This window comes from Pseudomonas sp. ES4 (genome assembly GCF_050586665.1).
GTDB lineage: Bacteria > Pseudomonadota > Gammaproteobacteria > Pseudomonadales > Pseudomonadaceae > Aquipseudomonas > Aquipseudomonas frederiksbergensis.
The window spans coordinates 98,535-111,240 of sequence record NZ_JBOBDO010000013.1 but is presented as its reverse complement, the minus strand read 5'-3'; the positions used below and the strand labels follow the sequence as shown (position 1 = coordinate 111,240).

At 49.4% G+C, this 12,706-nt stretch carries 8 protein-coding genes; 7 read left to right on the top strand and 1 reads right to left on the bottom strand.

Annotated elements, in window-relative coordinates; translation table 11 throughout:
- Positions 1-229 precede the first annotated feature (229 nt).
- The 7 genes from ACQ4OB_RS16200 to ACQ4OB_RS16170 all read left to right on the top strand — a co-directional run bounded on the left by ACQ4OB_RS16200 (position 230) and on the right by ACQ4OB_RS16170 (position 10,310).
- Complete coding sequence (locus tag ACQ4OB_RS16200; RefSeq protein ID WP_430956052.1) at positions 230-1,060, top strand: ABC transporter permease; 831 nt, start codon at positions 230-232, stop codon at positions 1,058-1,060.
- A complete protein-coding gene (locus tag ACQ4OB_RS16195) occupies positions 1,050-2,381 on the top strand; it encodes an ABC transporter ATP-binding protein (protein WP_430956042.1) in 1,332 nt (443 codons plus the stop codon). Before ACQ4OB_RS16200 ends, ACQ4OB_RS16195 begins: the two co-directional genes overlap by 11 nt.
- Before the next feature lie 7 nt (positions 2,382-2,388).
- Positions 2,389-3,528: a class I SAM-dependent methyltransferase gene (locus tag ACQ4OB_RS16190; protein ID WP_102614626.1), complete on the top strand. Its 1,140-nt coding sequence runs from the start codon at positions 2,389-2,391 to the stop codon at positions 3,526-3,528.
- Positions 3,528-5,573: a glycosyltransferase gene (locus ACQ4OB_RS16185; RefSeq protein ID WP_102614627.1), complete on the top strand. Its 2,046-nt coding sequence runs from the start codon at positions 3,528-3,530 to the stop codon at positions 5,571-5,573. The genes ACQ4OB_RS16190 and ACQ4OB_RS16185 overlap by 1 nt, the downstream gene beginning before the upstream one ends.
- Positions 5,574-5,744: 171 nt before the next feature.
- Positions 5,745-7,040: a hypothetical protein gene (locus tag ACQ4OB_RS16180; protein ID WP_256581133.1), complete on the top strand. Its 1,296-nt coding sequence runs from the start codon at positions 5,745-5,747 to the stop codon at positions 7,038-7,040.
- A 43-nt stretch (positions 7,041-7,083) separates the two neighbouring features.
- Entirely contained in the window at positions 7,084-8,280 is a 1,197-nt protein-coding gene (locus ACQ4OB_RS16175; RefSeq protein WP_430956041.1) for a glycosyltransferase, read from the top strand.
- A complete protein-coding gene (locus ACQ4OB_RS16170) occupies positions 8,277-10,310 on the top strand; it encodes an HAD family hydrolase (RefSeq protein ID WP_430956040.1) in 2,034 nt (677 codons plus the stop codon). Before ACQ4OB_RS16175 ends, ACQ4OB_RS16170 begins: the two co-directional genes overlap by 4 nt.
- Positions 10,311-10,702: 392 nt before the next feature.
- Here the strand turns inward: ACQ4OB_RS16170 and ACQ4OB_RS16165 are convergent, their stop codons facing one another.
- Positions 10,703-12,397 carry an acyltransferase family protein gene (locus ACQ4OB_RS16165; protein WP_430956039.1) on the bottom strand — a complete coding sequence of 565 codons (1,695 nt, stop codon included), beginning with the start codon at positions 12,395-12,397 and terminating at the stop codon, positions 10,703-10,705.
- Positions 12,398-12,706 lie beyond the last annotated feature (309 nt).

Below are 12,706 nucleotides of genomic sequence, written 5' to 3'. Positions count from 1 at the left end.
CCTCTCGGCGACCAATCCTTGAAAAAATGGCTCTGTGATTCGCTTATACTAGGCCACGCAGGGATGGAGAGGTGGCTCGTGATGCCGACCCGGTATTTGCAAGCAAGCTAGCAATCAGATTGGTGTGCTGAACTCTGCACTGAAACTATGCACGCAGATTATTGACGCAGGCAGAGCACCCCCCCAAAGGATTCAAAAAGTGAGTGTATCGATGCATAAGGCAACACCGATCAATCCACATAGCAAGCATTCAGTTTCTCCAGTCACCTTGATTTCGTGTTTGTGGCGCCACCGCCGACTCACTCTACAAATGACAAAGAGAGAAGTAATCGGACGGTATCGCGGGTCAATGCTGGGTTTGGCATGGTCTTTTTTTAACCCGGTTCTGATGCTGTTGGTATACACCTTCTTCTTCGCGGTAGTGTTCAAATCGCGCTGGGGCACGGGCGGGACCGACAGCAAAACTGACTTTGCCGTTATATTGTTCGTAGGTATGATCGTTCACGGCTTGTTTTCAGAAATCCTGAATCGCTCTCCAAGGCTGATCCTGGATAATGCTAATTACGTCAAAAAAGTTGTATTCCCTATTGAAATACTTCCGGCCATCAGTATCGGCGTGGCACTTTTTCATGCGACGGTGAGTCTTGCTGTCTTATTGATCGCCTTCTTGATTTTCAACGGCTTTGTTCAATGGACCGCTGTATTTATACCGTTAGTAATATTGCCACTGATCATACTCTCGCTGGGGGCTGCCTGGTTTCTTGCTTCACTGGGCGTGTATTTACGCGATGTGGCTCAAACTATTGGTCTTTTCACTACCGTGCTAATGTTTCTTTCCCCGGTTTTCTACCCTGCCACATCATTGCCTGAGGCCGTACGTCCATGGTTAATGATCAACCCGCTCACCTTCATTATTGAGCAAGCACGAGAAGTGATGATATGGGGGAGACTCCCAAACTTTCAGGGTTTGGCGGTTTACACACTGTGCGCAGTCATCATTGCATGGCTAGGCTATATCTGGTTCCAGAAGACAAGAAAGGGGTTTGCTGATGTCCTCTAATGACTTAGCAATTTCGGTTGCGGGCGTCTCAAAGATTTATCATCTTTATGAAAAACCACAAGATCGACTGAAGCAAATACTCTGGAAAGGCGCTACTAATCCCAGCGATGAGTTCTGGGCGCTGCGGGATATCAACTTTGATGTAAAGAAAGGCGAAACCGTCGGTATTGTGGGGCGTAACGGCTCGGGCAAATCCACGCTATTGCAGATCATCTGCGGGACCCTTACTCCTTCGCATGGCCACGTAGAGCGTCAAGGTCGTTTGTCAGCTTTGCTTGAACTCGGCTCTGGTTTCAATCCAGAGTTTACAGGGCGTGAGAACGTTTACCTAAGTGCATCAATACTTGGATTATCAAAAGAAGAAATTGACAATCGATTTGATAAAATTGCCGGTTTTGCTGACATTGGGCAGTTTATCGACAGCCCTGTAAAACACTACTCGAGCGGTATGTTTGCCAGGCTGGCATTCTCGGTGTCTGTTCACGTCGAACCCGAAATATTGATCGTCGATGAAATTCTTGCTGTCGGTGATGCGGCATTCCAGCGACGTTGCCTTTCGAAGTTTTACGAAATACGTGATCGTGGTTGCACCATTCTTTTTGTATCACACGACCAATATCAAGTTAAATCGGTTTGTGAACGAGCGCTTTACCTAAAAGAAGGCCGGCAAGTCATGTTCGGTCCTGCGCCTAGAGTCATCGATCAATACATGATCGAAATGGAGGCTCAGGTTGCTCAAAGTACCACCGCAGCATTCGCCGCCACGCTGGCAGCAGCTGCTGCTGAAAGTCACGACACTTCAGAATCTGGAGAGTCAGATGCCGGCAAGTCAAAAAGTGTCACCCCCAAAGCGACTCTGAATAACAGCGAGTCTGCGGATCAGCTGTTTAAAATTACGGATGTCCGCCTGACTGACACCGAAGGCACTGCACTGGAGACCGTGACAACCGGGCAATCCGTAAGTGTGTGTTTCGATTTTGTCGCGCTGGTTGATACGCCGCCGGAAGAGATCAGTTTCGTCTTCAATCTATATAGACATGATGAGCTGTATCTATGTGGCGCTACCACATTGATGGACAAAATCCCGGCCTACCGTTCCTCAAGCGCAGGAACTGTATCGATTGACTTTGCAGATCTCCCTCTGCTGAGCGGTCAGTACAAGTGGCGGGTAGCAATTAACGACAATGTTGGATTCATAACTTACGCAGAAGCAAAAAATGCGTGCTCGTTCCGTGTTGAAGATAACTTCAAAGCGGTTGGCATGTTAAGCCTTCCGCGACAGTGGAATTTTCAACCAACGATCTCAACAGTATTTGAATAGGCCACAAATGGAACGGTTAGATATCAACTCTGCTCCAGAGAGAGCGAACATAGAAGCGTCAATCCATTTCGCGAGATACTCGGTTGCCACGCCCTTTGTTAAAAACAAGCGAGTCCTGGATATCGCCTGCGGCGAGGGTTATGGAAGTTACCTTTTAAAGCAGGCCGGAGCCGAAGAGGTTGTCGGCGTAGATGTGTTCGTCGACGCAGTGAATCGCGCAACCCGTTCGTTTGGTGGTCCTGGGATCGAGTTTACTGCAGCTGACGCGACAACCATCGAAGAAAAGTTTCCGTCCGAGTATTTTGACGTAATCGTTTCGTGTGAAACCATTGAGCACATTGAAGATCCGGCAGCCTATTTGCAATCGCTGAAACGCGTCGCAAAGAAAGACGCGATCATTATCATTAGTTGCCCAAATGACTATTGGTATTTCCCGGAAGAACATCAGCGCAACCCGTACCACTTGCGCAAATACCGTTTCGAAGAGTTTCAACAGCTCGCCAGCAGCGTACTGGGAGACAACGTCAATTGGAGCATAGGAACCGCGGTCTTTGGATTCGGCTCAACGTCGCTGGATATTGAGCGAGACTATGAAACAGTTCCCGATAGCTGGATGAAATTCAACTCAGTCCAAGGTGCATACCTTGTAAATGGTGGTGAAAAACCGGAATTTAATACTGAGAACTGCAGCTATTATTTCGGCATCTGGAATGCACCTGAAATCACTAATGGTGCTGCAGTTTTCCCGATCAGTATGGACGCGTATGCGCGCATGGTTCATGCAATGGACGGGACGTTGCTTGTGGACGAAAGGTTGAAGGTGGACACTCTCCACCAGGGTTTGACGGCCATTCAAATGGAAGTTGATACGCTTAAGGCGGACTTGAGAAAAACACGACTTAATTATCAGGCAACGCTGACGGAAAACGAACTGGTAAAAGAAAGACTGCATGTGTTCAACTCCACTCAGCATGAGTTGAATGCAGTAGTACATGCGCTTCAGACCGAAGTGGCAAAAGTAACCGCAGAACGTGATCAAATGCGAGTCGGTTATTACCGTTATCTCCGCTTGGGAGGGCTGGTTCCTCGCCATGCTCGAACGTTGATAAAAAAGGTCTTCAGAATTGTTCGCAGGAACCCTAACTAATGAAAGTGCTAGGGCTGGATATCATCCCGGGGCTTTCGCGCGGGCTCTACGTTTATGACAATGCGCACGCTCTTCTGGCGTCTGATGCCTGGCGGGAAACGGGGCCGAACATCGGCAGTAGTGGTGAGAACCTAACGATCTCTTTCCTTTCGATGAACCGCTCGTCGCTCTCGATCAAGCTGCTCAAGACCATTGAAGAGTTCTTACCGCATTTCGCCGGTGAAGTGCTGATTATGGATAACGGCTCTTCGGCAGAAGAAATCGAGCGGATGCGCGAGGCGTGCAAAACGCTATCTTTCCGCACCCGTATTGTAGAGCTTGGGCAAAATTTCGGTGTTTCAGGCGGCCGTAATAGAACCATTCCACATGTCACGACGGAATGGCTGATGTGTCTCGACAACGATATCTACTTCACGATGAATCCGCTAAAGCAGATTCAGCATGATCTAGCGGTTCTTGGTTGTCATTTCATGAGCCTTCCCTTGCTGGACCCAGATGGTCAAACAATCTTCGCCAGGGGCGGTCACGTTTATGTGTCGTATGAAGAGGGCGAACTTCATATCGGTGCTGGAAGCGCTTCCCTGCAGACAAAAATACAGGACGTTATCAGTCAGCCATTCCTCGGGACGTTCCTGTTTGGTGGCGCTTGCGTCGTTAACAAGGACACGTTCGCTCGTGTCGGTAGTTATGACGAAGGTATGTTTGTTGGCTTCGAGGATATCGATTTCTCGGTGCGCCTGTTCCAGCAAGGCTACAAAGTCGGTTGCGCATCGGTATGCGCTTTGGTGCATGACCACCCAATGCCGGATTCAGACGCTGATCGCAACTATGAAAAAGAACGTTTTTCTCGCGGTGTTCTTCACAAGTCAGCGATGCACCTTGAGGCAAAACACGGTTTCAAGATCTGGGGTGATGCGGTAGATCATTGGGTTCAGTCACGGCACGATGAACTAGGGCTCAACAATGAAGCCGATCATATTTCCGCTCCCGTAAAGTTGGTACCGGAAGAGCATGAAAAGACGAAAATCGCACTGATCATCGATACAGATAACTGGGCGTTTGGAAATATCGCCCGGCAACTGGAACGCTACTTGAGTGATCAGTTCGATTTCGTTGTGATACCGATGGATATCATCGACAACATCGACAAAATATTCATGATGACCGAAGACTGTGACATCGTGCACTTCTTCTGGAGAGAGCATTTAACACTCATCGGCACGCCGTACTACAGAAGTTATGTTGAAAGCCTTGGCATGCCATATGAGCTGTTCCATGAGCGCTTTATTGCCACTAAAAAGCTCAGCACAAGTGTTTACGATCACCTGCTTCTGGAAGAAGAAGAACTCAGTGGTCGCGCCCATCTTTTTACCGATATAGTTGCTGGCTACACTGTGGGCTCTGAAAAGTTAAACCGTATTTATTCCGAAGTAAGCGGCTATCCGGAACCCACCCGCGTGATCGAGGATGGTGTCGACCTGACAAAATTCATGCCCATGAATATTGAACGCCTTAAAGAAGTCGGTCAACGTGAACTGGTGATTGGCTGGGTTGGAAACAGTCAGTGGGCGGCAGAGCTCGAAGACTTCAAAGGTGTGAATACGATCCTCAAGCCAGCAATTGAGCAGCTTCAGCAAGAAGGTTTTGCTGTAAAAAGTCTGTTCGCTGACCGACAGGATCAATTCATCCCCCATGACCAGATGCCTAACTACTACTCAAAGATCGACGTCTATGTGTGTACGTCGAAGATAGAAGGTACGCCTAACCCTGTTCTGGAATCGATGGCCTGCGGAGTACCGGTTATCAGTACTGATGTCGGCATCGTGCCGCAGGCATTCGGTGAATTGCAGAAGGCCTTTATCTTGCCTGAGAGAACAGTCGAAGCGCTCAAGGACAGTATCCGCAAGCTCGTCGAAGAGCCTGCGTTGTTGACTCGGCTTTCAACAGAAAACGTTGAAAGAATCAAAGAATGGGACTGGTCTATAAAGGCTGCAAAGTTTGGTCAGTACTTTGAAAGCCTTACAGCAATCGACAGCCGTACTTGAAAGCAGGGGAATGCCGCGGGTTCGGGTCAGCCTGCGGCATGCAAAACGGCTTGAGCATATGGTAGGCGCAGTCATTCCGGTATCGCAGTCTACCGGATATACCTGGCTTATCCGCTATCACACTCCTCAAAACGCTAATCGACATCGATCCCCCTACACGGAATATATGCAGTGAAAAAACCTCCATCGGCGACGAGTGACATCAGAGGAGCTAGCTTTGAAGGAAGATCTGATTCGTTCGAACTTTTCGGAGAAATGGCAGACACGCTCCTGTATTGGGTGAGCGAACTGCATCGCAAACTCATTGAGAACGGCGTCAAGCAGGTATTCTTTCTCTCCAGAGAGGGACAACCGCTCAAGCAAATGTTCGACTGCTACTGCGCTCGCGTGGGCGTCCCGATTCAGAGCCGTTACCTGGAGGTTTCTCGCAGATCAACGCTGCTGCCTTCTCTGAATGCGCTGAGCGAAGAGCGGTTCGAAACGCTTTTCCGGCAATATCGGCGAATGTCGCTGCTGGAGTTTCTTTCGAGCCTTGGGCTGGATGAGTTCTGCCCAGAGCTGTCAGCCTTGTTGGGCCTGACGACTGAACAGTCTAATCAAAGGCAAGAGGACTTCCCCGAAAGCGACCTCTTCTCCCGACTTAAGGCGTTGCCACGATTCATTGCGGTATATGACGAGCAACGGCTGAGTCGTCGAAAGGCATTTTGGCAGTATCTATCTGCCCTCTCGGAAGGTGATGTTCCCGAAAACCTAGTGGTCGTGGACGTCGGCTGGAAGGGCACGATTCAGGACAACCTTTACGCGCTGTTGTGCAAGGGACCGGCATCGCCAGTCAAATCAGTTACGGGCTACTACATCGGGCTTATAGCACCAGGGGCGGCAGGTTCTGCGAACCCCAAGCACGGTCTTCTGTTTTCCTCCATTGCAGGCCGTACGTCGCGGTTTCATGTCTTTAATGAAAATCGCGCCCTGTTCGAAATTCTCCTGGCAGCAGATCATGGTTCAGCGGCCAGCTACCAAATAGACACTAATGGTCGGGCTAGTGCCATCCATGACACGTTCCATGAGCAAGAGATGCTGGAGTCCCTGGTGTTCCCTGTTCAGCGTCACATCTTCGCTCGTTACAACCAGTTGCTGGACGCCATGACTCTGCAAGCTGGTGCGCAGTCGTTCGGTCTTGAGCAGATCGCTCGCAGCCACGCGCGCTTGGTTTTCCAACCTTCACAGTCCGAGATCGACTGGTTTTCTTCAGTATTTCATGTTGAAAACTACGGTGTGTTTGAGCGCTCTTTCTTTACCGGCGCGCACAAGGTCCCGAGCTTTTCTGATAGGTTGAAGTTCATGCTCACCGTCCTGAGGCGCAACGGACGAGGACTGCTTGGGTTCTGGCCATGGAAGAAGCTCGATGAGCGGGTTGGCCGCCCAATAGCCAACTTATATGGATTAATCCGCTATTTTCAGAAGTAATCATAAATTGAACGATAGAAGAATTTGCTTTCTCGTAGGCTCGATGGCTATTAGCGGTGGCACTTACGTCATCATTCAACATGCCAGCTACCTGCGTAATCATGGATATGACGTAACACTGGCAGTTCAGGAGCCTTTTTCGGCGTCGACGCTTTCCTGGCATGACGAAGCGCCGAAGCTTCGTTGTCTGCCCATAGAAGAGGCCAAGCAAGAGTCTTTCGATCTGGTCATCGCCACATGGTGGAAAACCGCTTTTGAGCTTGGCAACTTCGACGCCAGAAGATATGCGTATTTCGTCCAGTCGATCGAGTCCAGGTTTTATCCTGAATCGGAAGGGCCATTGCGCGCTTTGGTTGACGCTACCTACCACTTCCCGATCGAATACGTAACTGAAGCTACGTGGATCCAGCATTACCTGAAAGACGATTTCGATCGGGATACCACTCTGGTACGCAACGGTGTACGCAAGGATGTGTACTCACAAACGGGTGTCACAAGCGCTCCTCGTCCTACTGATGCGCAACCCAGAATTCTCGTGGAGGGACATTTTGGTGTCTCCTTCAAAAATACGGCCTTGGGTGTTCGATTAGCCAGAGAAGCCGGCGCGAAAGACATCTGGGTTCTGACGGGCTCCCCCATCAAGTGGCTTCCGGGAGTCTCGCGGGTGTTTTCCCGGGTCCCCATGGTCAAGACTGCCGAAATTTATCGCTCTTGCGATATTTTGATCAAGCTCAGTACGGTTGAAGGAATGTTTGGTCCGCCGCTCGAGCTGTTTCACTGTGGCGGCACCGCCGTAGTCTTTGATGTTTCCGGACATGACGAATATATCGTTAACGGAAAAAATGCGGTCGTAGTCTCCACGGGTGACACTGACGGCGTCGTCAGTGTCCTGAAAAAACTCATATGCGACCGTACTGAGCTTTCACGGCTTCAGGAAGGAGCGCGCCAGACGGCCGACATTTGGCCTTCCTGGCATGACTCTTCGACTCTCTTCTGCGAATGGGTAGAGAAGAGCCTGGAAGGTCCGCCCATGGAAAAATCTGTTTTTACAGAGTTGACTGTAAAGGCGTTCAATGAGTACTCAGTTCAAGAAAAGCAGCGCCTCAGTACAAATCGTTGGGTCGTTCGCCGTCATAAACTCAGTGAACTTGCCGCCAAACTTCCCGCATGGCTCAAGCTTCGGATCAAACAGCTGGAAGCAGTGGCTGAAGTGATTTTTGGTGGGCGAAAAGTACGATGATCTACAAAATCAAGACAGTTGATGTCTGGGACACCTTGCTTAGAAGAGATTGCCACCCCGAATGCATCAAGCTGGCGACTGCCGCTCATGTATTTTTCGAGCTGTCTGGATACTTCAAACCGCTGTACACGGGTTATTGGGATATCTATCAGGCACGGGTGGATACAGAAGCCCGTCTGGCGAAGACAGCTCGAGAAGCAAACAAGGACGAAGAGTACGAAATCGTTCATGTGCTCAAGGAATGGCTGGAAACCATTTTGCTCTCTTCCTTCGATGAGAGTCTGCCCCAGCGCTTTGCCGACTATGAGCTTTCAGTAGAAGTGCGTCGTACTTTTCAGGATCCGGATATCGAAGAGTTTCTCAAGCAGCACTCTGCCGAAAGAACGATATTCCTCTCTGATTTCTACATGACCTCTGACATGCTCAAACACTTGCTCGAGCAGAAGGGCCTCAGTCATCTCTTTGAGGATGGCGTGAGCTCGTGTGACGTGGGCTTGAATAAACGTTCAGGAACGCTGTTTAAGCATGTGCACGAGGTCTACGGGATCACTCCTCCCGAACATGTGCATGTAGGCGATCACCCTTGGTCGGATGTAGAGTCCCCTGCGCAACTGGGTGTTACCGGCATATCATTCGTGCCGGACAAATCTCACGCGGCCAGGAAAGAGCGAGAGAGTCTGTTTGCTTCGCGTGAGGCGCTGTTCCAGCATCTTCGACAGCTCAGTATCCTAGCAGTGGAGCCGTCAATACCTGCCCGGCAAAAGACTGAAGCGGCAGCGTTTCGCTTCGGAATAGAGGCCGCTCCACTGTTCTTGGGCTTTGCCTTGTGGATTGCCGAGCAAGCAGTCGCTGAGCGTCTGGATCGAGTCTTCTTTCTTACCCGAGAAGGCGAGTTTTTCCGCCGTATATACGAAATTATCTTTCCAGATCAGACCCTTTTTGGGCATCAATTGCCAGCCTATGCAGAGCTTGAGGTCAGTCGACTTTCTACGTTCGTCGCTTCAATGGAAGAAGTTTCGAATGATGAGTTCAATCGTATTTGGCGCCTGAACCGCTCGCAAAAGGTTTCCGGGCTGTTTTCCACATTGGGTCTGGAATGCGCGGACTTTGCTGATCTTTTATCTGAGGTTGGGTTAGAGGCTTCGGATGTTGTTGAGCGCCCTGATGAAAACGAGTCATTAAGCAAGCTGATCCAGGCGCCGGCATTCACGGCTGCCGTAAACAAAAAGATACTGGAACAACGTGAGCTATTGAATGAATACCTTACAGAAAAAGGTATTTCACAGAAGGACAAAGTCGGCCTGGTTGATATTGGCTGGCGCGGGACAATCCAGGACAATCTTGCGCGGATTAAGCCTGATACACACTTTCACGGGATGTATCTTGGCTTGCGAAAGATGCTAAATCCCCAAGCGTCGAATGTTTCAAAGCGCGCCTACGGTGCTGATGAACGGGTTGATGCTGATACAGGCAAGCTGTTTGAAGCGTTTGCTGTCCTTGAAATGCTGTGCACATCAAACATGGGCAGCACGGAGAAGTACGTAAGGTCGCAAGGGAAGGTTACCGCGTATCGCAACGTATCAGCCGAGGAAAATAGTTCCCACAGTGAATTTTCCGTTCACTTCCAGGAGGGTGTCGCACTGGCTGCCCAAGTATGGGGACCGTATCTGGAGCGTTATGTAGTGAGCTCCTCGGAACTGCGTGCGTCGGCTGTGCATGTCTGGAAAAAACTCAGTGTCAATCCGGATGCTGACCTGGCAAAAATATTCATCCATACACCTCAACACGACGTTTTTGGCTTCGGTGATATCTTCCAGAAGAATCAGGCTCCGGCACTATCTACGATTTTTCTCTCCCCATTCAGTAGCACTGCACGTCGACAGGTGATGGACTACATCCGTCGAGTTCAATGGACCTCTGGAATCAAGCATCTCAATGGAATTGGTCTCGTGCACAAGGCCGTGCTTATTGCTCTCTTCACTGTGGCCAACGCGGTCAAACGTTATCGGATGAAGTCTCGCAGGCGGTAGCTTATTTCGACCTTGTTGTCGGGGGGCATCATGATTGCTGGCTCTTGATGAAGATTGGGAGCACAGCATCAGGTTTCAACTGTATGCGGTCCATATACACCAGCGTCTAAGAGACTACGCGCTCCACGCCCCCCCCCACATTTTAAGGCGGTAGTCATCGAGCGCTTACAAAAGAACTCATCAACCTTCCAGTGTCGCGAGAGTAAATCAGCAGCGTTGATTATTAGCTGAGAAATCCGCTATTCACGGAATAATGAGTCATCCTGCCAAACACTCGATGAAACAACAATGATAGCTTATAGTCATTAATTCATCTTATTCGTTGTCCGGTCACGATGAGTGAAATACGCAGGCACGGTCTCCGAAAAAAGTAATCTGACCAGAACGCCCAATCACTTTACACTTTCACACGCGTTCTCTTGGCGCAAGGATCGCTCTGTCGGGGAAGGCGTGGCGTACTTTTTCTTGAGCGTAAAGAATGGCTTCTCAATAATTCCGTAAGTCAGCATAGAAAAGACCACGATGGCAGGAACCGTTAGAAAGGCAGTCTGTGCAAGGACATCAGCCAACCCACCGGGTGCATGCCCAATGCGAACAAAATGGGAATTAGTAAATGGAATCACGACGTAGTGCATGCAATACATAGAGAAACTAAGCTGACCTAAGCGCGCTAGGCTTACATTGATAGCTTCAGGGATCCGAATTCGTGCATGCGAGTAGCTAACGATCAGGGTCGCCCACATCACCGCCTCGATGGACGGCCAAAAGGCCATCACCCAGGACTGATCAATTCCGATTAGACCTTTTTGTCCGCAGAAAATACTCATCACAACGGCTGCACTTGCGATTGCAGCAACAAGCCACGCAGTTGTTATCTTACTATCGGCCATATATTGCTTGACCAAAAAGGCCGCAACCATACCGATAACAAACTGATCAATGCGTCCTAGCAAGGTCATGTAAGCCACATTGGTCACTGAACCCATCTTCGTCCACATGAGGTATTTGAAGAATATTGTGAGCAGCAGAAGCCCTACGATATACCTCGGACCAATTTTATCTAGAAACAAGACAAGAAATGGGAACATTAAGTAAAATTGAAACTCTACCGCAATCGTCCATAGATGGGCAAACATTGGAAGCTTTACATCTTGCAAAGCATTCACAAATGGAAAAAACAAACTGAGCGCCTGCGTGAAAGAATAGTTAAGACTCCACCCACACAGCATTATCAAAACACACAGCATATACAGCGGATAGATTCGTATAACTCTGTTCTTTATAAAATCAAAATAATTTATTTCTTTGCCTGACGCGATTTTCGTGAGCAGATAACCGCTAAGCACCATGAAAAGCCCGACACCCATATGCCCCTGTTCGACGAGTCCTAAAATCGGGTTATAGGTGCTATGACCGAGACCAAAGTTATCGGTAAAACAGTGATAAAAAATCACCATTGCGGCGGCCAAAAAACGAAGATGGTCAAGGCGGGAGTCATACTTTAGGTTCTTAGAGCCGACAGGTCGATCCACCACTGTCGAGAGAGCGACATCACCGCGGAGAACGCGATGGGTAATGAGCATCATAAAAGCTAGCAGTGTAAAAAAAACAACCGCCACGAAAGGAACGAATATGCCTTTTGACTTTAGCAGTAACTCATATCCAGAGATTAATACCTTCGATTCAGACTTACTATAAAGATCGACTGTACTTTTCGTTACGCCGACTTTTATTGATGCATGCCCCGACCAATCGGTTTTGACAAACTCAAGACCTCGACTGTTAGAAGGCACTTCTAAAGTAAGGGGGCCATATGGAGGAATGTAGGAAACCAGCCTGTTTTCGCGGGCCTCCCACCCGGTAGGCACTGCGCCGTTCATGTACTGAGGTCTTTCAATCCAAACCTCGGCCCCTTTTGAATCGGCAGATTTCGTTCCAGTTGCCTGTAATTCGATTACTGAGGTTTGGACTCCGAATAGAGCCACCACAATAAACGGTAATAGTTTTGAGGTCAGCAGGTAGGCAATAGGCAGTGATAGAAAGAGTGCCCACAAGCTGCGCTCTCCGACAGGAACGTGTTTTTGCACGATAGGTGACCAGTCCGTTATGTTTTTTTGTCAGCACACATGATAGCACTAGACCACTAATATTTTCGCTGGAGAAAACCAATACCCATCACATTGCACCATCTGCTGCCGTCCCTCCCGACCACCCGCCCAGTTGCCGGCGTTTTTGCGCCTGAGCTCAACACAGGATGGGACGCTACCAAACCATCGGTTCACTGCATATCGTCGCATTTATTGCCCCTAAACACCGGAGCCAGTGACGCCGATTGAACTGGGAGCGCCTGAGTGCGTGGGCTTTTACCTTGACAAGGCAGAGGCTGTGATCAGAAC